This window comes from Phenylobacterium sp. 58.2.17 (assembly GCF_026411515.1).
GTDB lineage: Bacteria > Pseudomonadota > Alphaproteobacteria > Caulobacterales > Caulobacteraceae > Phenylobacterium.
In genome coordinates, this window is the sequence record NZ_JAPMTQ010000033.1 from 30,845 (window position 1) to 50,217 (window position 19,373).

Annotated in this window: 23 protein-coding genes, 1 pseudogene and 1 riboswitch; of the genes and pseudogenes, 11 read left to right on the forward strand and 13 right to left on the reverse strand. The window is 69.2% G+C overall.

Annotation, left to right across the window (positions count from 1 at the left end):
- The gene (locus OUA97_RS17295; protein ID WP_267233277.1) at window positions 1–699 is read right to left on the reverse strand and encodes a pirin family protein; all 699 of its coding nucleotides are present in this window, start codon (window positions 697–699) and stop codon (window positions 1–3) included.
- A gap of 195 nt (window positions 700–894) precedes the next feature.
- Between OUA97_RS17295 and OUA97_RS17300 the strand changes: the two genes are divergently transcribed.
- Window positions 895–1,812: a LysR family transcriptional regulator gene (locus OUA97_RS17300; protein ID WP_267233278.1), complete on the forward strand. Its 918-nt coding sequence runs from the start codon at window positions 895–897 to the stop codon at window positions 1,810–1,812.
- Here OUA97_RS17300 and OUA97_RS17305 read toward each other — a convergent pair.
- Window positions 1,809–2,330 carry a hypothetical protein gene (locus OUA97_RS17305; protein WP_267233279.1) on the reverse strand — a complete coding sequence of 174 codons (522 nt, stop codon included), beginning with the start codon at window positions 2,328–2,330 and terminating at the stop codon, window positions 1,809–1,811. The genes OUA97_RS17300 and OUA97_RS17305 overlap by 4 nt on opposite strands.
- Before the next feature lie 86 nt (window positions 2,331–2,416).
- On the opposite strand from OUA97_RS17305, the gene OUA97_RS17310 reads away from it, so the two are divergent.
- Genes OUA97_RS17310 through OUA97_RS17320 form a run of 3 tightly spaced genes read left to right on the forward strand, consistent with a single transcriptional unit; the run spans window position 2,417 to window position 4,312 of the window.
- Window positions 2,417–2,848: a TIGR02301 family protein gene (locus OUA97_RS17310; protein WP_267233280.1), complete on the forward strand. Its 432-nt coding sequence runs from the start codon at window positions 2,417–2,419 to the stop codon at window positions 2,846–2,848.
- Window positions 2,849–2,877: 29 nt separating this feature from the next.
- Window positions 2,878–3,849, forward strand: a complete 972-nt coding sequence (locus tag OUA97_RS17315) for an SPFH domain-containing protein (RefSeq protein WP_267233281.1) — start codon at window positions 2,878–2,880, stop codon at window positions 3,847–3,849.
- Between the two features lie 4 nt (window positions 3,850–3,853).
- Window positions 3,854–4,312: an NfeD family protein gene (locus OUA97_RS17320; RefSeq protein ID WP_267233282.1), complete on the forward strand. Its 459-nt coding sequence runs from the start codon at window positions 3,854–3,856 to the stop codon at window positions 4,310–4,312.
- On the opposite strand, the gene OUA97_RS17325 is transcribed toward OUA97_RS17320, so the two are convergent.
- From OUA97_RS17325 to ispH, 4 genes are read right to left on the reverse strand one after another with little or no spacing between them, the layout of a single operon-like run.
- Entirely contained in the window at window positions 4,272–4,751 is a 480-nt protein-coding gene (locus tag OUA97_RS17325) for a MarR family winged helix-turn-helix transcriptional regulator (protein WP_267233283.1), read from the reverse strand. The genes OUA97_RS17320 and OUA97_RS17325 overlap by 41 nt on opposite strands.
- Window positions 4,752–4,806: 55 nt before the next feature.
- Window positions 4,807–5,250: a ribonuclease HI gene (gene rnhA, locus OUA97_RS17330; protein WP_267233284.1), complete on the reverse strand. Its 444-nt coding sequence runs from the start codon at window positions 5,248–5,250 to the stop codon at window positions 4,807–4,809.
- Window positions 5,247–6,215: a homoserine kinase gene (thrB, locus tag OUA97_RS17335; protein ID WP_267233285.1), complete on the reverse strand. Its 969-nt coding sequence runs from the start codon at window positions 6,213–6,215 to the stop codon at window positions 5,247–5,249. The genes rnhA and thrB overlap by 4 nt, the downstream gene beginning before the upstream one ends.
- Window positions 6,216–6,249: 34 nt before the next feature.
- Window positions 6,250–7,215 carry a 4-hydroxy-3-methylbut-2-enyl diphosphate reductase gene (gene ispH / locus OUA97_RS17340; protein WP_267233286.1) on the reverse strand — a complete coding sequence of 322 codons (966 nt, stop codon included), beginning with the start codon at window positions 7,213–7,215 and terminating at the stop codon, window positions 6,250–6,252.
- 130 nt (window positions 7,216–7,345) lie between these two features.
- Here ispH and OUA97_RS17345 point away from each other — a divergent pair, with 130 nt between their 5' ends.
- Together OUA97_RS17345 and argS are read left to right on the forward strand one after the other, a co-directional pair.
- Window positions 7,346–8,029, forward strand: coding sequence for a Tat pathway signal sequence domain protein (locus OUA97_RS17345; RefSeq protein WP_267233287.1), 684 nt, complete (start codon window positions 7,346–7,348; stop codon window positions 8,027–8,029).
- Complete coding sequence (argS, locus tag OUA97_RS17350) at window positions 8,026–9,822, forward strand: arginine--tRNA ligase (protein WP_267233288.1); 1,797 nt, start codon at window positions 8,026–8,028, stop codon at window positions 9,820–9,822. The genes OUA97_RS17345 and argS overlap by 4 nt, the downstream gene beginning before the upstream one ends.
- A 21-nt stretch (window positions 9,823–9,843) precedes the next feature.
- On the opposite strand, the gene OUA97_RS17355 is transcribed toward argS, so the two are convergent.
- A complete protein-coding gene (locus tag OUA97_RS17355; RefSeq protein WP_267233289.1) occupies window positions 9,844–10,194 on the reverse strand; it encodes a nuclear transport factor 2 family protein in 351 nt (116 codons plus the stop codon).
- A 173-nt stretch (window positions 10,195–10,367) separates the two neighbouring features.
- Window positions 10,368–10,461: riboswitch (glycine riboswitch) on the forward strand.
- Between the two features lie 157 nt (window positions 10,462–10,618).
- Here OUA97_RS17355 and gcvT point away from each other — a divergent pair.
- From gcvT to OUA97_RS17380, 5 genes are all read left to right on the forward strand, one after another.
- Entirely contained in the window at window positions 10,619–11,731 is a 1,113-nt protein-coding gene (gene gcvT, locus OUA97_RS17360; RefSeq protein ID WP_267233290.1) for a glycine cleavage system aminomethyltransferase GcvT, read from the forward strand.
- A gap of 13 nt (window positions 11,732–11,744) precedes the next feature.
- The gene (gcvH, locus tag OUA97_RS17365) at window positions 11,745–12,110 is read left to right on the forward strand and encodes a glycine cleavage system protein GcvH (RefSeq protein ID WP_267233291.1); all 366 of its coding nucleotides are present in this window, start codon (window positions 11,745–11,747) and stop codon (window positions 12,108–12,110) included.
- A 71-nt stretch (window positions 12,111–12,181) separates the two neighbouring features.
- A complete protein-coding gene (gene gcvPA / locus OUA97_RS17370; protein ID WP_267233292.1) occupies window positions 12,182–13,525 on the forward strand; it encodes an aminomethyl-transferring glycine dehydrogenase subunit GcvPA in 1,344 nt (447 codons plus the stop codon).
- Window positions 13,525–15,108 carry an aminomethyl-transferring glycine dehydrogenase subunit GcvPB gene (gene gcvPB, locus OUA97_RS17375; protein ID WP_267233293.1) on the forward strand — a complete coding sequence of 528 codons (1,584 nt, stop codon included), beginning with the start codon at window positions 13,525–13,527 and terminating at the stop codon, window positions 15,106–15,108. The genes gcvPA and gcvPB overlap by 1 nt, the downstream gene beginning before the upstream one ends.
- Window positions 15,109–15,232: 124 nt before the next feature.
- Window positions 15,233–15,631, forward strand: a complete 399-nt coding sequence (locus OUA97_RS17380; protein ID WP_267233294.1) for a PGPGW domain-containing protein — start codon at window positions 15,233–15,235, stop codon at window positions 15,629–15,631.
- Window positions 15,632–15,642: 11 nt separating this feature from the next.
- On the opposite strand, the gene OUA97_RS17385 is transcribed toward OUA97_RS17380, so the two are convergent.
- The 6 genes and pseudogenes from OUA97_RS17385 to OUA97_RS17410 all read right to left on the reverse strand — a co-directional run.
- A complete protein-coding gene (locus tag OUA97_RS17385; protein WP_267233295.1) occupies window positions 15,643–16,146 on the reverse strand; it encodes a F0F1 ATP synthase subunit B in 504 nt (167 codons plus the stop codon).
- Entirely contained in the window at window positions 16,146–16,748 is a 603-nt protein-coding gene (locus OUA97_RS17390) for a hypothetical protein (protein ID WP_267233296.1), read from the reverse strand. Before OUA97_RS17390 ends, OUA97_RS17385 begins: the two co-directional genes overlap by 1 nt.
- Before the next feature lie 77 nt (window positions 16,749–16,825).
- Window positions 16,826–17,050 carry a F0F1 ATP synthase subunit C gene (locus OUA97_RS17395; protein ID WP_183772054.1) on the reverse strand — a complete coding sequence of 75 codons (225 nt, stop codon included), beginning with the start codon at window positions 17,048–17,050 and terminating at the stop codon, window positions 16,826–16,828.
- A gap of 52 nt (window positions 17,051–17,102) precedes the next feature.
- The gene (locus OUA97_RS17400; protein WP_267233297.1) at window positions 17,103–17,888 is read right to left on the reverse strand and encodes a F0F1 ATP synthase subunit A; all 786 of its coding nucleotides are present in this window, start codon (window positions 17,886–17,888) and stop codon (window positions 17,103–17,105) included.
- A gap of 16 nt (window positions 17,889–17,904) precedes the next feature.
- The gene (locus OUA97_RS17405; RefSeq protein ID WP_267233298.1) at window positions 17,905–18,255 is read right to left on the reverse strand and encodes an AtpZ/AtpI family protein; all 351 of its coding nucleotides are present in this window, start codon (window positions 18,253–18,255) and stop codon (window positions 17,905–17,907) included.
- Window positions 18,256–18,482: 227 nt separating this feature from the next.
- Window positions 18,483–19,373: pseudogene (locus OUA97_RS17410) on the reverse strand (chromosome segregation protein SMC); the annotation flags it as partial.

Genomic DNA, 19,373 nt, shown 5'->3' on the forward strand with positions numbered 1-19,373 from the left:
TCAGGCGGCGTCGACGAGGACGAGTTCGGCGTCCTCCAGAGCCGTGACGCGGATGGTCGCTTCGTCGCGGATGGCCACGCCGTCGCGGGCGTTGGCCTTGACGCCGTTGACTTCGATCGCGCCGGTGGCCGGCACGAGGTAGGCGTAGCGGCCTTCGCCGAGCTGATATTCGGCGGTTTCGCCGGCCTTCAGCGTGGCGCCGGCGACCCGGCCGTCGGCACGGATCGGCAGGACGTCTTCATCGCCGTCGACGCCGCTGGCCAGGGTCACGAACTTCCCGGCGCGGTCGCCCTTGGGGAAGGGCTTGGCGCCCCAGGAGGGCTCGCCGCCAGCCTTGGTCGGCAGGATCCAGATCTGAAACAGCGTCGTGTCTTCGTTCTCGACGTTGTACTCGGCGTGGCGGATGCCCGAGCCGGCGCTCATCACCTGCACGTCGCCCGCCTCGGTCCGGCCCTGGTTGCCCAGGCTGTCCTGGTGGGTGATCGCGCCGGAGCGGACATAGGTGATGATCTCCATGTTCGCATGCGGGTGCGGCGGGAAGCCGGAGTTCGGGGCGATCTTGTCGTCGTTCCAGACGCGCAGGGCGCCCCAGCTCATCCGCTTGGGATCGTGATAGTCGGCGAACGAGAAGTGATGCTTGGCGTCGAGCCAGCCGTGGTTGGCGCCGCCGAGGGTGTTGAAGGGCCGGATGTCGATCATGACTTGGTCTCCCTTGAGCCCGTCTACGGGCTCGGATTCAAACATTCGGAGCGTGGCGGTCGCCGTAACCGGTATCCGCTTACGGCTGCCACGCTCGGGGGCGGCTTTGCTTGGGCCGTCCGTTCGAGAAAAAGGTAGCGATCCTCGGGGATTTAGAAATAGAAACGATGGAAACAGATTGTTTCTATAATTGACATGTCAAAGCTCCCTGACTTCGAAGCCTGGGCGATTTTCGCCCGGGTCGCCGAGACCGGTTCGTTCGCTCGCGCGGCCGACGAACTCGACCTCTCCAAGGCCACCGTCTCCAAAGCCGTCTCCCGCCTGGAAGCGCGCCTGGGGGCCGGGCTGTTCCACCGCACCTCGCGGCGGCTGTCGCTGACCGAGAGCGGCCGCAACGCGCTGGAACGGGCCAACCGCATCCTGGCCGAGGGCGAGGCGGTGGAGGTCGAGACCGCGGCGCAATCGGTGATCCCGCGCGGGGTGGTGCGGCTGGCCGCGCCGGTGTCGTTCGGCCTGCTGCACATGGCCGACATCCTGCCCGACTTCCTGGCCCGCTATCCGGAGGTGACGCTCGACGTGAACCTTGCCGACCACAAGGTCGACCTGGTGGCCGAGGGCTACGACCTGGCGGTGCGGATCGCCCAACTGCAGGATTCCTCGCTGCTGGCGCGCAAGCTCTGCGACATGCGGGTGATGCTGGTCGGGGCGCCGCGCTACTTCGAGGCGTTCGGCAAGCCGCAGCATCCGCGCGACCTGGCTCAGCACCGCTGCTTCACCTATGCGAACGTCGAGACGCCCGACCTCTGGCGGTTCACCAGCGACGCCGGCGAGGAGCAGAGCGTGACGGTCGCCGGGCCGATGCGGGTCAACAGCTCCGAGGGCATGAGCGCCTCGCTGCGGGCGGGGCTAGGGGTGGCGCTGCAGCCGGAGTTCATCTGCTGGCGCGACCTGAAGGACGGGACGCTGGAGACCGCGATGTGCGACTGGCGCCCGCCGACCCCGGCGCTGCACATCGTCAGCCCGCCGGGCCGGCTGCGGCCGGTGCGGGTCAAGGTGCTGATGGACTTCCTGGCCGAGCGGTTGGCCGCCGCGCCCTGGCAGACCGGGCTCTAGGCGCCGGGTAGGAAGGCCTGCGGCTCGCGGTTGAAACGGCCGAAGGTGGAAAGGCAACCCTGCCAGACCCCGAGGTGCTGCTTCATCTCGGCGGCGTTGGTGCGGGCGGTGACCATGGCGCCGTACATGACGTTGGCGCGGCCGTCGTCGGTCAGGTAGCCGCGGCACGCGACCTGGCTGCGGTTGAAGACGTTGATCTGCGCCAGGTTGGCGCCGCGCCGGTCGAAGGCGGTGGAGAAGGCGACCATGCCGCAGGCCTTGCCGCCGGCGTCGCAGTCGACGAACTGGGCCCCGAACCGGCCGCCGGGGGTGGCGATGTCGAGCACCACCACGCCGTCGTTGGCGCCGAGGACGGTCGCCTTGGCGTCCATCGTGGCCAGCAGTCCGACCAGGGCGGCCGGATCGCGGGCGTCGAACGCGGCCGGCTTGGCCGCGGCCTTCGGGGCCGGCTTGGCCGGTTCGGCGGCGAGCGCCGGAGCGGCGCAGGCGAGGGCGATGAGGACGGCGAGGGCGCGCATGCGGATGTGGCTCCAGCTAGGGGAGCAGGGCTAGCGTTTCCGGGCCGTGGGTGACAAGCCGCGGCTGGGGCATTTAAGTGCGGCCCATGCGCCGCGCCCTGCCCATCGTCGCCGCCCTGCTGCTCGCTCCGGTTCCGAGCCTGGCGCAGGAACGTTCGCCCGAAATGGCCCAGACCCTGGCCGAGCTGAGCCGGGTGCTGGGCGAAAGCCACGCTCTGCGCCAGGCCTGCGAGGGGAGCGGCGACCAGTACTGGCGCGCGCGGATGAACCGGCTGGCGGAGACCGAGGCCGGGGATCCGGAGCTGGAGGCCCGGTTGAAGGACAGTTTCAACGCCGGTTTCGCCGAGGGCCGGCGGCTCTATCGCGGCTGCGACGACGATACGCGGCGTGCGCAGGGGCTGACGGCCGCGCGTGGACGCGAGCTGGCGACGACGCTGTCGCGCGCCCAGTACCGCAGCGGCGTCATCCAGCCGGCGCCGCAAGAGGAGGGCGTGACGGCGGAGCCTGCACCGCGTTAGTGTGGCCTCCGTTTCTCGGGGAGGTTGTCATGGAACTGACTGCTGTCGTCGTCCTGCTGATCCTGGCCTTGGTGATCCTGTTCGGGGCCATCAAGATCGTGCCGCAGGGCCGCGAGTTTACGGTGGAGCGCTTCGGCCGCTACACCCGCACCCTGTCGCCCGGAATCAGCTTCCTGACCCCGTTCGTCGAAGGGATCGGGCGCAAGGTGAACATGATGGAGCAGGTGCTCGACGTGCCGCGCCAGGAAGTGATCACCAAGGACAACGCCGTGGTCCAGGTCGACGGCATCGTGTTCATCCAGGTGATGGACGCCGCGGCGGCGGCCTATCGCGTCGACAACCTCAACTACGCCATCGCCCAGCTGGCGATGACCAACCTGCGCACGGTGGTCGGCTCGATGGAGCTGGACGAGGTGCTGTCGCAGCGCGACCAGATCAACAGCCGTCTGCTGCACGTGATCGACTCGGCCACCGGCCCCTGGGGGGTGAAGGTCGCGCGGATCGAGATCAAGGACCTGCAGCCGCCGCCGGACATCACCAGCGCCATGGCCCGGCAGATGAAGGCCGAGCGTGAACGCCGCGCGGTGATCACCGAGGCCGACGGCGAGAAGGCCGCGGCGATCGCCCGGGCCGAGGGCGCCAAGCAGGCCGCGATCCTGGAGGCCGAGGGCCGCCGCGAAGCGGCCTATCGCGACGCTGAGGCGCGCGAACGCGAGGCCGAGGCCGAGGCCAAGGCGACGGCCATGGTGTCGGAGGCGATCGCCCGCGGCGACGTCAACGCCATCAACTACTTCGTCGCTCAGAAGTACGTCGAAGCCTTTGGCCGCCTGGCCGACAGCCCGCAGCAGAAGACGGTGATCGTGCCGGCCGAGATGGGCGCCCTGGTCGGCTCGCTGGCCGGGGTCGGCGAGCTGGTGAAGACCATCCGCACCGATGATCCGCCGCAGCGCCCGGCTCCGCCGCGCGCCGCACGCGGCGCAGTCCCGCCGACCGGAGCCTGACCCGATGAGTCCGCTGGCCGAGTTCTATGTCGCCCACGGCTTCTGGCTGTGGGCCGCAATCGGGGCCGCGGTGTTGGCGGCCGAGATCGCCTTCGGCTCGGGCTGGCTGCTGTGGCCTGCCGCCTGCGCCGCCGTGGTCGCGGTGGTCAGCCTGTTCACCCGCAACGCGGTGGTCGAGATCGGACTGTTCGCGGTGCTGACCATCGTCACCACCCTGGCCGCCCGGCGGTTCTGGCCGCGCGAGCGGGCCCCGGCCACGGACATCAACGACAATGTCGCGCGGCTGGTCGGGCACCAGGGGCGGGTCTCGGCCGCCTTCGTGCACGGCGCGGGCCGGGTGCTGATCGACGGCAAGGAATGGGCGGCCGAATCCGAGGACGGCGCGCCGCTGGAGCTGGAGGCGATCGTCGAGGTCACCGGCCTCAGCGGCGGCTCTCGGCTCCGGGTGCGGGCCCAGCGCTGACCTCCTCGAGGAACCGGCGCAGGTTGCGCAGGAACGGCAGGGCCTGACGGAACTCGGCGTCGGTGAAGCCCTCGCGCAGCAGCTCCATCTTCCACTTCATGGCCTTGATGACGGCGGCGTGCTGCTCGAGCCCGGCGCGGGTCAGGCGCACCCGCTTCTTGCGCCCGTCGGCGACGTCGCCCAGCACGCTGACGAACCCGAGCTCGCCCATCTTCTGCAGGATGTTGGTCAGGGCGGCTTTTGACAGCAGCATCACGCGGGCCAGCTCGGCCGGGGTCTGGCCGTCGCCGTTGCGGACGAAGTGCTGCAGCAGTTCGAAATGCGCGAAGGTCATGCCGGAGGGCAGGTGGTGCTGAACCGACTGGCGGATCAGGTGCTCGATGACGCCGATCTCGCCGAACACCGCGACGTCGGGACGATCCTGCAGGGTCGGGGCCATGGTTCGGCCTCCCGTTGTTCAAGCCCGAACATCGTTGTCGTTCGGACCCGAACGGTCAAGCCTTGCGCGCCTCCGTCAGGCCCTTGCGGGCGAGCGCGTCGGCCCGCTCGTTCAGCTCGTGGCCGGCGTGGCCCTTGACCCAGTTCCAGCTGACGTCGTGGCGGGCGCGGGCCGCGTCGAGCCGCCGCCAGAGGTCGTCGTTCTTGACCGGCTTGTTGTCGGCGGTCTTCCAGCCGCGGCGCTTCCAGCCGTGGATCCACTCCGAGATGCCCTTCATCACGTACTGGCTGTCGGTGTGAAGCTCGACCTTGCAGGGCTTCTTGAGGGCTTCGAGCGCCTGGATGGCGGCCATCAGCTCCATGCGGTTGTTGGTGGTGCCCGGCTCGCCGCCGCTGATCTCCTTGAGGTGGGTTCCGGAGATCATCACCGCGCCCCAGCCGCCAGGGCCGGGATTTCCCGAGCATGCTCCGTCGGAATAGATGACGACCGCGGGCGTCACGAAACCTCGCCCAGCAGGACGAGGTCGGGGGCCGAGCGGTGGACGGCCAGCTTGCGCTCGTATTCCAACGGGTCCTTGGGCCGCACCAGGGCCCCGGCCGGGGTGGCGTGCCAGTCGTGCAGCCGGGTCAGGAAGAAGCGCATGGCCGCACCGTGGGCCAGGGCCGGCAGGGCGGCGCGCTCGGCGGGGCTCAAGGGGCGGTGGGCCTCATAGCCGGCCAGCAGGGCGCGAGCGCTGGTGATGTTGAAGCTGCCGTCGGGCTCGAAGCACCAGGCGTTCAGCGCCACGGCGATGTCGTAAGCCAGGAAGTCGTTGCAGGCGAAGTAGAAGTCGATGGTCCCGGCGAACTTGCCGCCCGGATGGAAGAAGACGTTGTCCGGGAAGTAGTCGGCGTGGATCACGCCGCTGGGCAGGTCCTGGGGCCAGGCCGCGGCGAGGCGTTGCAGGTCGCCGTCGATGACCGCGGCGAGGCCCGGTTTCAGCGCATCGGCCTGGGCCTTGAGGCCCTCGAACATCGGCGACCAGGCGTCCTGGCCAAGGTCGTTGGGCCGGGTCATGGAAAAACCGTCGGCGGCCAGGTGCAGGCGGGCGAGGCCCTCGCCGGCCTCGCGGCAGTGAGCGGCGGTCGGGCGGCGCACCGACAGGCCCGGCAGGAACGAGAAGATGGCGCAGGGCTTGCCGCGCACGTGCTGGAGCGCCTCGCCGGCCTTGTCGATCATCGGGGTGGCCGACGGATAGCCGTGCTGGGCCAGCCAGCGGGTGAGGCCGAGGAAGTACGGCAGCTCGTCCTCGCGCACCCGCTTTTCATAGACGGTCAGGATGAACTGGCCGGCCTCGGTCTCGAGCAGGAAGTTCGAGTTCTCGACCCCTTCGGCGATGCCCTTGAACGCCAGCGGCGCCCCGAGGTCGAAGTCGGAGAGGAGCGCGTTCAGCTCCTCGTCGGAGATGTCGGTGTAAACGGCCATGGTGGCGCGGAAGTGCGGGAGCGCGGGCCGCGCGTCAAGCGTCGGCTGTCAGCTTGCGCGGCAGCTTGAAGCTGACGGTCTCGCGCACGGTGTCGACTTCCTCGACCGTGACGTCGAACGCCTCGGCCAGACGGTCGATCAGCCCCTGGACCAGCAGCTCTGGGGCCGAGGCCCCGGCGGTGACGCCGACGCTGGCCGCTCCGTCCAGCCAGGCGAGGTCCAGGCCGTGGGCGTCGTCGATCAGATAGGCGCCCTTGGCCCCCGAGCGCTTGCCGACCTCGACCAGCCGCACCGAGTTGGAGGAGTTGGCCGAGCCAAGCACCAGCAGCACGTCGGCGCGGGCCGAGATCGCCTTGACCGCTTCCTGGCGGTTGGTGGTGGCGTAGCAGATGTCTTCCTTGTGCGGGGCGGCGATGTCCGGGAACCGCTCGCGCAGGGCCGCGACGATCTCGGCGGTGTCGTCGACCGACAGGGTGGTCTGGGTGGCGAAGGCGACGTTGGCCGGGTCGATCGGGTTGAAGGCGCGGGCGTCCTCGACCGTCTCAATGAGCTTCACGACGCCGTCGGGCAGCTGACCCATGGTGCCGACGACCTCGGGGTGGCCGGCGTGGCCGATCAGCACGATCTCCTTGCCGGCGTCATAGTGGCGCTGGGCCTCGACGTGGACCTTGGAGACCAGCGGGCAGGTGGCGTCGAGATAGAGCATCTGGCGGCCCTTGGCCTCGGCCGGCACCGACTTGGGCACGCCGTGGGCGGAGAACACCACCGGGCGGTCGGTCGGGCACTCCGACAGCTCCTCGACGAACACCGCGCCGAGATCCTTCAGCCGCTCGACCACGTGGCGGTTGTGGACGATCTCATGGCGCACATAGACCGGAGCCCCGTACTTCTCGATGGCGCGCTCGACGATCTGGATGGCGCGGTCGACCCCGGCGCAGAAGCCGCGCGGCGTGGCCAGCAGGACCGTCAGCGGGGGGCGGGGGCGGGGCTCTTGCAACATGGCGGGCAAGTTAGGCGTTCAGGCCCGTGTCCGCCAGCCGCGTTGCGGCCTCAATCGATAGCCATTACTAGGGGCGATGCACGCGCACCGCCCCTGCGGCGGCGCGCCCCTCTGGCTTGGACGACCTTTGATGCGCCGCTCCCTGATGCTGCTTGCCGCCGGCCTGATCGTGGCCGGGTCCACGGTTCCCGAGCTGGCGCTCGCCCAACGCCGCGGCAACGATGAACAGCGCCAGCAGGAAGAGGCCGCCAAGAAGCGCAAGCGCGAATCGGAATGGGCCGACGTCCAGGCGCCGCTGCCGCAGCTGCGCAACGCCGGCCCGTGCCCGTATGTGAAGGTGCTCTACGACGCGGCCCGCTACGTCGAGTTCAAGGACAACCGCGAGGCGTCGTCGGCGGTCGGCTATTCCGGCGAGATCCAGGGCATTTCGGCCGGCTGCCAGTACAAGGACGAAGAGCCGATCAAGGTGACGATGGAAATCCTCTTCGAGCTGGGCAAGGGCCCGCAGGCCGAGGGTTCCTCGAAGAACTACCGCTACTGGGTGGCGGTGACCCAGCGCGGGCAGTCGGTGATCGCCAAGGAATACTTCGACCTGCCGATCAACTTCGCGGCCGGCCAGGACCGCATCTACGCCACCGAAACGATCAACCAGATCACCATTCCGCGCGCCACCATGACCACCAGCGGCGCCAACTTCGAAGTGCTGGTCGGTTTCGACGTCACGCCGCAAATGGCGGCCTTCAACCGCGATGGTAAGCGCTTCCGGCTCAACGCCGGATCGGCCGTCGCCGGGAACACCAACGAAAACAAATGAGCGACCTGAAAAGGGGCCTGAGCGAAGCGGTCGCCGCCGCTTTCGCCGCGGCGGGACTGCCGGCCGAACTTGGCCGGGTGACGCCGTCTGACCGGCCCGACCTGGCGGACTTCCAGTGCAACGGGGCCCTGCCCGCAGCCAAGGTGGCCAAGCGCGATCCGCGCGGCATCGCCGCCGAGGTGGTGGCCAACCTGACCGGCGACCCGCGGCTGGCCTCGGTCGAGGCCGCGGGCCTGGGCTTCATCAACATGCGCGTCAGCGACGGCGCCCTGTCGGCGCGCGCCGCCGAGATCGCCGCCGATCCGCGCCTGGGCGCGCAGGCGGTCGAGACCGCGCGCAAGGTGATGATCGACTACGGCGGCCCCAACGTGGCCAAGCCGATGCACGTTGGCCACCTGCGTTCGTCGATCATCGGCGAATCGCTGAAGCGCATTTACCGGTTCCGCGGCGACACCGTGGTGGGCGACGCCCACTTCGGCGACTGGGGCTACCAGATGGGACTGCTGATCGGGGCGGTCACCGACGAGGACGCGGCGATCGCCAAGGTCGTCGAGGAGCTCAACGCCAAGGGCGAGGTCAACGAGGCCGACGAGGCCGCCGCCTTCGCCCTGTTCGACGAGAAGGTCAGCCTGGCCGACCTCGACCGGCTCTATCCGATGGCGGCCGCGCGCGGGAAGTCCGAGCCGGAGTACCGCGACCGGGCCCGCAAGCTGACCGCCGAACTGCAGGCCCGCAAGGCCGGCTACTTCCTGCTGTGGCGCCACTTCGCCAAGGTGACCAAGGTCGCCCTGGAGCGCGACTTCCACGCCCTGGGCGTCGATTTCGACCTCTGGAAGGGCGAGAGCGACGTCGACGAGCTGATCGAGCCGATGGTCGCCGAACTGGACGCCAAGGGCCTGCTGGTCGACGACCAGGGCGCGCGGATCATCCGCGTCGCCAAGGAGGGCGACAAGCGCGAGCTGCCGCCGCTGCTGGTGGTCTCGTCCGAGGGCTCGGCCATGTACGGCACGACCGACCTGGCGACGATCCTCGACCGCAAGCAGAGCTTCGGCCCCGACCACGTGCTCTACGCCGTGGACCAGCGCCAGGCCGACCACTTCGAGATCGTGTTCCGCGCCGCCTACCTGGCCGGCTACGCGGGCGAGGGCAGCCTGGAACATGTCGGCTTCGGCACCATGAACGGGACCGACGGCAAGCCGTTCAAGACCCGCGAAGGCGGCGTCCTGAAGCTGAACGACATGATCGTCATGACCCGCGACAAGGCGCGCGAGCGCCTGCACGAGGCGGGGCTGGGCGCCGAGCTCGATCCCGACACCTTCGAGGACACCGCCCACAAGGTCGCCGTCGCGGCGCTGAAGTTCGCCGACCTGCAGAACTTCCGCGGGACGTCCTACGTCTTCGATCTCGACCGCTTCTCGAGCTTCGAGGGCAAGACCGGGCCGTACCTGCTGTACCAGGCGGTGCGAGTGAAATCGCTGCTGCGCAAGGCGCAGGCCGAAGGCGCCGAGCCGGGGCCGATCGTGGTCGCCGAACCGGCCGAGCGCGATCTGGTGCTGCTGCTCGACGCCTACGACCAGGCGCTGGCCGACGCCTACGACAAGAAGGCGCCGAACTTCGTGGCCGAGCATGCCTACAAGCTGGCCCAGGCGTTCTCGAAGTTCTACGCGGCCTGTCCGATCCTCAGCGCCGAGCCGGCGGTCAAGGCCTCGCGCCTGGCCCTGGCCCAGACCACGCTGCGCCAGCTCGAACAGGCGCTGGACCTGCTGGGCATCGAGGCGCCCGAGCGGATGTAGGCCGGGTCTCGGTCGGGGCGCTCAGGCGTCCCAGGCCTGGACCGTGACCTGGTTGCGGATCTGGCCGTGATCGAGGTCGAGCATCGCCGTGCAGAACACGCGGGTCCCGTCCGGGTAGGCGCAGGACTCGCTGAACGCCATGTGCGCGTCGTCGGCGACGGCCGACTCCAGCCTGTGGGTCATCGCCCGGCCGCAGACGTCCTCGTAATAGCGGGCGATCTGCGCCTTGCCGCGCAGCTCCAACGGGGCGCTGGGCGTGTGGTCGCGGTCGATGATCTGGATGACCGCATCGTCGACATAGAAGCCGACCAGCGCCGAGGCGTCGCGGCTTTCCAGCGCAGTTTTCAGGGCCTTTGGGGTGATCGAGGGCATGGCGCCGCCTCCGCCAGGCGGGTCCCCGCGGCCGAGGCGGTCGCTGTCGCGCCTGACGCACCAACCTAGCACGCGGCGCCCCGGCCCGCGACGTCCGCGCGCAGATCGTCACAAGCGTCGGCCATGGAACGCGTGGCGCATTGACTCCCATTCGGCGATCGAAGAGTTATGCGACGACTCTCGCGGGAGAGATCGGGCCTTTCGGGGCCCGGAGCCGAAGGCGCAACCGCCCCGGAAACGCTCAGGCAAAAGGACCGCGCGAGCTGATGAACGCTGGAAAGCAGCGTCGGGAAACCGGCGCTCGCCGAAGGAGCAAGGGACCGCCTGGTCCTGAAATCTCTCAGGCTCAGGGACAGCGGGGGCGCGAACGTCGCAAGGGCATTGCCCTGTCGAACGGTCGCGAGGTCATCAGCCGGAGTCCGTCGTGTCCGAAGAAAACTTGAAGACCACCCCGCTCAACGCCGCGCACATCGCCGCGGGCGCCCGCATGGTGCCGTTCGCCGGCTATTCGATGCCGGTGCAGTACAAGGACGGGGTGCTGAAGGAGCATCTCTGGACCCGTGAGAACGCGGGCCTGTTCGACGTCTCGCACATGGGCCAGGCCCGGCTGCGCGGGGTCTCGCCGCTGTCGGCCTTCGAGGAGGTCACCCCCGGCGACTTCATCGGCCTGAAGCCGGGCAAGCAGCGCTACTCGGTGCTGCTGAACAAGAAGGGCGGCATCATCGACGACCTGATGGCTGCGCGTCCGGATGACGACGGCCTGTTCGTGGTGGTCAACGGCGCCTGCAAGGACAACGACTTCAAGGTCATCGACGACGAGCTGGCCGGGCAGGTGCGCATCGAGCGCCTCGAGGACCGCGCGCTGCTGGCGCTGCAGGGCCCCAAGGCCGCCGAGGTGCTGGCGCAGCACGCTCCCGAGGCGGCGAGCATGGTGTTCATGGACGCCCGCGCAATGAACGCCTTCGGGACCGACGCCATCGTCTCGCGCTCGGGCTACACCGGCGAGGACGGCTATGAGATCTCGATCCCGGCCTCGGAGGCCGAGCGGGTCTGGAACACCCTGCTGGCCGACGAGCGCGTGAAGCCGATCGGCCTGGGCGCGCGCGACAGCCTGCGCCTGGAGGCCGGCCTGCCGCTCTACGGCCATGACGTCGACGAGACCGTCAGCCCGATCGAGGCGGACCTGGCGTTCTCGATCTCCAAGAAGCGCCGCGACGCCCGCGACTTCCCGGGCGCGGCCCGAATCGCCAAGGAGCTGGCCGAGGGCGCGAGCCGCAAGCGCGTCGGCCTGGTCGTGCTGGAAGGCGCGCCGGCCCGCGAGGGCGCCGAGATCGCCGACGAAGCGGGCAATGTGATCGGCGTCGTCACCTCCGGCGGCTTCTCGCCGAGCATGGGCAAGCCGATCGCCATGGGCTTCGTGCCGCCGGCCTATGCGGCGGCCGGCTCGAAGCTGAAAGTCATCGTTCGGGGCAAGGCCCAGACCGCCGAGGTCACGGCCATGCCCTTCGTTCCTCATCGTTACGTTCGCAAGCTCTGAGAGAGGGCCACCTATGCGTTTCACCAAGGATCACGAGTGGGTCGTCGTAGACGGCGACGTGGCCACCATCGGCATCACCGCCTATGCCGCTGAACAGCTGGGCGACGTCGTGTTCGTCGAGGTTCCGGAAGCCGGCAAGACCGTGAAGGCGGGCGACAACCTGGCCGTGGTCGAGAGCGTCAAGGCCGCCTCGGACGTCTACGCCCCGATCTCAGGCGAAGTCGTCGAGGGCAACGCCGCGCTGGGCGATGCGCCCGAGACGGTCAACGACCAGCCGGAAGGTTCGGGCTGGTTCGCGAAGATCAAGCTCGCCAACCCGGCCGAGGTCGAGGCGCTGATGGACCGCGACGCCTACGAAGCCTTCCTGGGCACGCTGTAAGCCCGACCCGCCAAGCTGATGCGCCGCTTGGGTCCCGGCTTTCGCCGGGACGAGCGGGGAGTAGAAACACCATGAGATACCTGCCCCTTTCCCCGGCCGATCGCGCGCAGATGCTGGCGACCATCGGTGCCGGCTCGGTCGACGATCTGTTCGTCGACGTGCCGGTCGCGGCCCGCAAGGCCGAGCTGTTCGACCTGCCGCTGCATGCCGGCGAACTGGAGGTCGAGCGCGAGCTGGCCGGGCTGGCGGCGATGAACCGCCCGGCCGGGGCTGGGCCGTTCTTCTGCGGGGCGGGGGCCTACAAGCACCATGTCCCGGCGACGGTGGATCACATTATCCAGCGCTCGGAGTTCCTGACCAGCTATACGCCCTACCAGCCGGAAATCGCGCAGGGCACGCTGCAGGTGCTGTTCGAGTTCCAGACCCAGGTCGCGGCCCTGACCGGGCTCGAGGTGGCCAACGCCTCGATGTACGACGGCTCCACGGCCTGCGCCGAGGCGGTGATGATGGCCCAGCGCGTCACCCGCCGGAAGAAGGCGGTGCTGTCGGGCGGCCTGCATCCGCACTATGCGGCGACCACCCAGACCATCGCCCATGCCGAGGGCATGGACATCGTGCGCCAGGCCGCGGCGATCGACGCCGAGGCCGCCGTGCTCGACGCCATCGACGCCGACACCGCCGCGGTGGTCGTGCAGACCCCGAATGTGTTCGGCGTCGTGACCGACGTCAGCAAGATCGCGCAGGCGGCTCACGCGGCCGGCGCGCTGCTGATCGTGGTGACGACGGAAGCGGTCTCCTACGGCCTGTTGAAGTCGCCGGGCGAGATGGGCGCCGACATCGCCGTGGCCGAGGGCCAGTCGATCGGCAACGGCCTGAACTTCGGCGGCCCGTATGTCGGCCTGTTCGCTTGCCGCGAAAAGCTGGTGCGCCAGATGCCCGGCCGCCTCTGCGGCGAGACCGTCGACGCCGAGGGCCGTCGCGGTTTCGTGCTGACCCTGTCGACCCGCGAGCAGCACATCCGCCGCGAGAAGGCGACCTCGAACATCTGCACCAATTCGGGACTCTGCGCCCTGGCCTTCACCATCCACCTGTCGCTGCTGGGCGAGCGCGGCCTGCGCGACCTGGCCGCCCTGAACCACGCCAAGGCCCGCGAGCTGCGTGACGCCCTGGCCGCCGTGCCGGGCGTTCAGGTCCTGACCCCGCGGTTCTTCAACGAGTTCGCGATCCGCCTGAAGGGCGATGCAGCCGCCGCGGTCGACGCCCTGCTGGCCGACGGCGTCGTCGCCGGCGTGCCGTTCTCGCGCCTCGACCCGGGCGCCGGCATGGACGACGTCCTGCTGGTCGCCGCGACCGAGACCACCACCACCCAGGACATCCAGACCTTCGCCCAGGCGCTCGCCGGGAGGACCGCGTAATGACCATGCTGAATGTTGGCCGTCCGACCCGTCCGGAAGGCGCCGCTGAATCGACCGGCCATACCTCGCTGACCGGCGGCCGCGGGCTGCTGCAGGACGAGGCGCTGATCTTCGAACTGGGCGGCTGGGACAAGACCGGCGTCGACCTGGCGCCGGCCTCGCAGGACGCCTCGGACCTGGGCGACCTGGTCCGCGCCGCGCCGATCGGCCTGCCGGGCTTGTCCGAGCCGGAGGCGATGCGCCACTATGTGCGCCTCTCCCAGAAGAACCACGCCATCGACCTGGCGCTCTATCCGCTGGGCTCGTGCACGATGAAGCACAACCCGCGCCTGAACGAGAAAATGGCCCGCCTGGCCGGCTTCGCCGACCTGCACCCGCTGGCCCCGCAGGCCACGGTCCAGGGCGCGCTGGCGCTGATGGACCGTCTGGCCCACTGGCTGAAGACCCTGACCGGCATGCCGGCCGTGGCGCTGTCGCCGAAGGCCGGCGCGCACGGCGAGCTCTGCGGCCTGCTGGCCATCAAGGCCGCGCACGAGGCGAACGGGCAGGGTCATCGCCGCACCGTGCTGGTGCCGACCTCGGCCCACGGCACCAACCCGGCCACCGCCGCCTTCGTCGGCTATTCGGTGGTCGAGATCGCTCAGACCGACGACGGCCGCGTCGACACCGCCGACCTGGCCGCCAAGCTGTCGCCGGACGTGGCGGCGATCATGGTCACCAACCCCAACACCTGCGGCCTGTTCGAGCGCGACATCCTGGAGATCTCGCGCCTGACCCACGAGGCAGGGGCCTACTTCTACTGCGACGGCGCCAACTTCAACGCTATCGTCGGCCGGGTGCGCCCGGGCGACCTGGGCGTCGACGCCATGCATATCAACCTGCACAAGACCTTCTCGACGCCGCACGGCGGCGGCGGGCCGGGCGCGGGTCCGGTGGTGCTGTCGGCGGCTCTGGCGGCTCACGCGCCGGCCCCTTGGGTGGTGGCCGGCGAGGACGGCTTCAAGCTGGTCGAGGAGACCACCGAGGAGGCCGCCCAGGGCTTTGGCCGCATGAGCGCCTTCCACGGTCAGATGGGCATGTTCGTCCGGGCCTACGCCTACATGGTCAGCCATGGGGCCGACGGCCTGCGCCAGGTCGCCGAGGACGCGGTGTTGAACGCCAACTACATCAAGGCCCGCCTGTCGCCGGTGATGAGCGCGGCCTTCCCGGACGGTCCGTGCATGCACGAGGCGCTGTTCGACGACGCCTGGCTGGACGGCACCGGGGTGACTACGCTCGACTTCGCCAAGGCGATGATCGACGAGGGCTTCCACCCGATGACCATGTACTTCCCGCTGGTCGTCCACGGGGCGATGCTGATCGAGCCGACCGAGACCGAGCCGAAGCACGAGCTGGACCGGTTCTGCGAGGCGCTGATCGCCCTGGCGCACGCCGCCAAGGCCGGCGACGCCGACCGTTTCAAGGGCGCCCCTTACCTGGCCCCGCTGCGCCGGCTGGACGAGACGCTGGCGGCCCGCAAGCCGCGTCTCACCTGGCGGCCCGAGGCGGCAGGTGTGTCTCCGGCGCCGCTCGCCGCCGAATAGCCGCAAGTGGACGAAATTTAACCGCAGGGTCGCCTTTACGAGTCCTAGATACGTTCTCATATCGCAGGACGCCCGACCGCTGGTCCTCCCCAGTTCGGCGCGCGGGCTCAATCCAGGTCTGAACGTGTCACTCGCCATGCCCAGCGTGCGCGGCAATCGCGCCACCGACGACGTCACCCGCGATCTCGCGGGGCGACTCGTGCGCTTCGGCCTGGTCGTGGTCGGCGGCGTGATCGTGATCGCCGGCGTGCTGATCGCGCCGCTGCCGGGCCCCGGCGGGATCCCGGTGATCGTCGTCGGGCTGATGGTGATCCTGCGCAACTCGTTCAAGGCGCGGCGGCAGTTCGTCCGCCTGCATCACGCCCACCCGCGGGTGATCTCACCGATCCGGCGGCTGCTGCGGCGGGACCCGCAAATCCTGAAGATGTCCTGGCATCAGGCTTTGAAGATCGAGCGTCTTCTGGCGCCTAAGGGCCTTCGCTTCATGGTTCGCAGCCGGCGCCTTTTCAGACGCCGGCGCTAAACCGTTAGTTCCTACTGGAGCTTGGAGCCCAGCTGGCTGATCGCACGGTCGACCAGCGGATCAGTCTTCACGCCCGGGAGGCGCTGGGTCAGCACCACCTCGGCGGCCTGGGCCGCCAGATCGGCGGCGGCGGCCTTCACCTCGGCCGCGGCTTGCGCCTCGGCGTTGGCGATCTTGCGCTCGGCGAGCTGCTGACGGCGAGCCAGGCTCTCCTCCAGCTTCGCCTTGGCGTCGGCCTCGTAGCGGCGGGCCTCTTCCTGCGCGGCGGCCAGCATGTCCTTGGCTTGCGCCTCGGCTTCGGCGCGCTCGGCCTTCAGTTGGGTCAGCAGCCGCTGGGCTTCCTCGCGGATGCGAGCCGCTTCGTCCAGGTCGCCCTGGATCTTGGCGGACTTGGCGTCCAGAGCGGCGTTGATGGCCTTCGGGGCCTTGGCCACGAAGATCACGATGCCGAGGAAGATCAGCAGGCCGACGCCGACCCAGAACTCCGCGTTGGCGGGATTAAGGAAAGCAGGCATCAGGCGGCTCCTTGAACGCGAGCGGCGAGCGCCGCGTCGATCTCGGCCGCAGTCACCTTCTGACCGGTCAGCTTCTCGACCATGGCCTGAGCCGTCTCGCCGGCGATGCCGCGGACGTTGGACATGGCTTGGTCACGCAGGCCGCGGATGCGGGCCTCGGCCTCATCCATCTGGGCCTGAAGACGGGCGTCTTCAGCCTTCTGGCTGGCGGCGAGTTCAGCGGCAGCCTTGGCCTTGGCTTCGACGGCGAGGCCGCGCGCGCGAGCACGGGCTTCGTCGATCTCGGCCTGGGCGGCCTTGGCTTGCGCCTCGGCTTCGGCCTGAACGCTGCGGGCCTGGGTCACCGCGTCGGCGATGGTCGCCGCGCGGGTGTCCTGGATCGTGCGGAGCCGCGGAATGAAGACCTTGGCCAGCAGGATGTAGAGGACGGCGAAGATGAGGAAGAGCCAGACGATCTGGCCGCCCCAATGTTCGAACTCGAACTGGGGCAGGCCACCTCCGCTCTCGCCGCCGCCATGGGCGGCGACTTCCGTCGTGCCGGCCGGAGCGTGAGCCCCGTGTTCGGCGGCGACGGCCTCGTGGGATGTGGTCTCGGCGGCCATAAGGCTTAGGCGTCCTTATAAACGCAGGTCAGGGCGCGACGATGACGACGCGCCCCTCGGGACCTGCGGATCTGGCTTTAGGAGAACAGGATGAGCAGGCCGAGCACGAAGGCCAGAATGCCCAGAGCTTCGGTCAGAGCCGCGCCGAGGATGAGGTTGGTGAACTGGCCGCCGGCGGCCGACGGGTTGCGCGTGGCGCCCGCCAGGAAGTGGCCGAAGATGGTGCCCACGCCGATGCCGGCGCCGATCATGCCCAGGGTAGCGAGGCCAGCGCCGATGAACTTAGCGGCTTCAGCGTCCATAGTTTTCAGTCCCGTTTGAAAGTTGAAGAGGGTTGTTGAGTGCGACGGCCGATCAGTGGTGATGGCCGAGGTTGACCACGTCGTTGAGATAGACGCAGGCCAGAACCGCGAAGACGAACGCCTGCAGGAAGGCGACCAGGAACTCCAGCGCCGTCAGGGCGACGACGCCGCCGAGCGACAGGGCCGCCGCCACATAGGCGAGGGAGGCGACGCCGCCGGTGGCGGCCAGAGCGCCCAGCGAGATGATGAAGCCGGCGAAGACCTTCATGGCCACGTGGCCGCCCAGCATGTTGCCGAACAGACGCAGGGCGAGGGTCACCGGGCGCAGCAGGAAGGACAGGATCTCGATCGGGGTGACCAGGATCAGCATGTACCAGGGGATGCCGGACGGGACGAACAGCTTGTACATGTTCGCGCCGTTGCGCAGCACGCCGTAGATGATGACGATCAGGATGGTCATCACGGCCAGCGAGGCGGTCACCGCCAGCTGCGAAGTCGCCGTGAAGACGAGGAACATGCCCAGCATGTTCATCATCAGAATGAACATGAACAGGGTCAGGATGTACGGGAAGAACTTGCGCCCTTCGTGGCCGATGATCCCGGCGACGAGGTCGTCGATGTAGCTGAACATCCCCTCGCCGATGACCTGCAGCCGGCCCGGCACGACCGCGGCCTTGGCGGTGGTCACCGCGAAGAACAGGACCACCAGAGCGGCCGCCGCCAGCATGGCGACAGTCGAATTGGTGATCGACATGTCAATCGCGCCGACGCCCGGCAGAGTGAACGAAGGCAGATCCACGACCTTGTGGATCTCGAACTGATGCATCGGGTCGGCCATGCCGCCTCGAACTCCCTCAATCGTCCTCGTCGTCGGGGGGGAGGTCCTGAACGGGACCCCACTCCCTCGCCGCTTCGGCGGTCATGCGCTGGGCCGAACGAACGGCCATCCAAATAGAAACGCCGAAGCCCACGAGGACTCCGATGATCATCCCCCAAGGCGCCGTCTTCAGAACGACGTCCGCCCCGGCTCCGAAGCCCAGTCCCACAAAGACCCCGCCTATCAGCACGCCCATGAGGCGATAGCCGTAGCCGGCGGCCTTGGAACCGTAGTCGCGCGGCGTCTGGGTCGTGCGCTCTTCAAGCGCAGCGGCCCTTTCGTCGAGGCGCCTGATCGCCTCGTCGCGCGAATTGTCCGGATGCGGCATGCGTCGGGCGGCCTTTTGGAACCACGACGTCGCCCGCCGCGGCCGGGGCTTCAAGTCGCGCGGAACCTATAGGCGCGGGTGCGGTGCGTCAAGGCTGGGGTTGTGTGATTTAGCGCGTTGTAATTGCTGAGAAAAACGACGTCGCGACAACTCGTCCACCGCCCGCGGGGCCAGACCGCCGGGGGCGAAGGTTAGGAACGGCGCAGATTCCCTTGCGGAACCTCGACTTATTGCGCCGCCATGGCCTCGGCCTGGCGCAGGTCGACCGAGACCAGCTGCGAGACGCCGCGCTCGGCCATGGTCACCCCGAACAGGCGGTCCATGCGGGCCATGGTCACTGGATTGTGGGTGATGGTGATGAACCGGGTCTCGGTGCGGCGGCGCATCTCGTCGAGCAGGTTGCAGTAGCGGTCGACATTGGCGTCGTCGAGCGGGGCGTCGACCTCGTCGAGCACGCAGATCGGGGCCGGCTGGGCCAGGAACACCCCGAAGATCAGGGCGCAGGCGGTCAGCGCCTGCTCGCCGCCGCTCATCAGGCTCATGGTCGAGAGCCGCTTGCCGGGCGGGCAGGCGTAGATTTCGAGGCCGGCCTCCAGCGGGTCGTCGGACTCCACCAGCCGCAGTTCGGCCTGGCCGCCCTGGAACAGCGCCTGGAAGAGCGCCTTGAAGTGCTCGTTGATCACCTCGAAGGCGGCCAGCAGCCGCTCGCGGCCCTCGCCGTTCAGTTCGTCGATGCCCTGGCGCAGACGGGCGATGGCGCCGGTCAGGTCGGTGCGCTCGCTCATCATGGTCTCGAGGCGAGCGGCGTGCTCCCCGGCCTCTTCCTCGGCGCGCAGGTTCACCGCCCCGATCGAATCGCGCTGGCGCTCCAGGGCGTAGAGGTGGGCCTCCATGCCGCCGGCGTCGGTCGGGATGGCGACCGCCTCCTCGGCCAGCTGGCGGCCGAGCTGCTCGGGCTCGATGCGGGCGGTCTCGCGGATCTGGCTGGTGATCTCGGTCAGGCGCTCGATCGCCGCTTCCAGCTTGGCGGCCAGGGAGGCGCGTAGCTCGCGAGCCTCGCCGGCGGCGCCCTCGGCGGCGCGCAGGGCGGCCAGCCGTTCCAGCTTCTGCTCCAGGGT

Coding starts and splice junctions, on each gene's coding strand:
- OUA97_RS17295 (WP_267233277.1), bottom strand. CDS start 699: ATGATCGACATCCGGCCCTTCAACACCCTCGGCGGCGCCAACCACGGC.
- OUA97_RS17300 (WP_267233278.1), top strand. CDS start 895: ATGTCAAAGCTCCCTGACTTCGAAGCCTGGGCGATTTTCGCCCGGGTC.
- OUA97_RS17305 (WP_267233279.1), bottom strand. CDS start 2,330: ATGCGCGCCCTCGCCGTCCTCATCGCCCTCGCCTGCGCCGCTCCGGCG.
- OUA97_RS17310 (WP_267233280.1), top strand. CDS start 2,417: ATGCGCCGCGCCCTGCCCATCGTCGCCGCCCTGCTGCTCGCTCCGGTT.
- OUA97_RS17315 (WP_267233281.1), top strand. CDS start 2,878: ATGGAACTGACTGCTGTCGTCGTCCTGCTGATCCTGGCCTTGGTGATC.
- OUA97_RS17320 (WP_267233282.1), top strand. CDS start 3,854: ATGAGTCCGCTGGCCGAGTTCTATGTCGCCCACGGCTTCTGGCTGTGG.
- OUA97_RS17325 (WP_267233283.1), bottom strand. CDS start 4,751: ATGGCCCCGACCCTGCAGGATCGTCCCGACGTCGCGGTGTTCGGCGAG.
- thrB (WP_267233285.1), bottom strand. CDS start 6,215: ATGGCCGTTTACACCGACATCTCCGACGAGGAGCTGAACGCGCTCCTC.
- ispH (WP_267233286.1), bottom strand. CDS start 7,215: ATGTTGCAAGAGCCCCGCCCCCGCCCCCCGCTGACGGTCCTGCTGGCC.
- OUA97_RS17345 (WP_267233287.1), top strand. CDS start 7,346: ATGCGCCGCTCCCTGATGCTGCTTGCCGCCGGCCTGATCGTGGCCGGG.
- argS (WP_267233288.1), top strand. CDS start 8,026: ATGAGCGACCTGAAAAGGGGCCTGAGCGAAGCGGTCGCCGCCGCTTTC.
- OUA97_RS17355 (WP_267233289.1), bottom strand. CDS start 10,194: ATGCCCTCGATCACCCCAAAGGCCCTGAAAACTGCGCTGGAAAGCCGC.
- gcvH (WP_267233291.1), top strand. CDS start 11,745: ATGCGTTTCACCAAGGATCACGAGTGGGTCGTCGTAGACGGCGACGTG.
- gcvPA (WP_267233292.1), top strand. CDS start 12,182: ATGAGATACCTGCCCCTTTCCCCGGCCGATCGCGCGCAGATGCTGGCG.
- gcvPB (WP_267233293.1), top strand. CDS start 13,525: ATGACCATGCTGAATGTTGGCCGTCCGACCCGTCCGGAAGGCGCCGCT.
- OUA97_RS17385 (WP_267233295.1), bottom strand. CDS start 16,146: ATGCCTGCTTTCCTTAATCCCGCCAACGCGGAGTTCTGGGTCGGCGTC.
- OUA97_RS17390 (WP_267233296.1), bottom strand. CDS start 16,748: ATGGCCGCCGAGACCACATCCCACGAGGCCGTCGCCGCCGAACACGGG.
- OUA97_RS17395 (WP_183772054.1), bottom strand. CDS start 17,050: ATGGACGCTGAAGCCGCTAAGTTCATCGGCGCTGGCCTCGCTACCCTG.
- OUA97_RS17400 (WP_267233297.1), bottom strand. CDS start 17,888: ATGGCCGACCCGATGCATCAGTTCGAGATCCACAAGGTCGTGGATCTG.
- OUA97_RS17405 (WP_267233298.1), bottom strand. CDS start 18,255: ATGCCGCATCCGGACAATTCGCGCGACGAGGCGATCAGGCGCCTCGAC.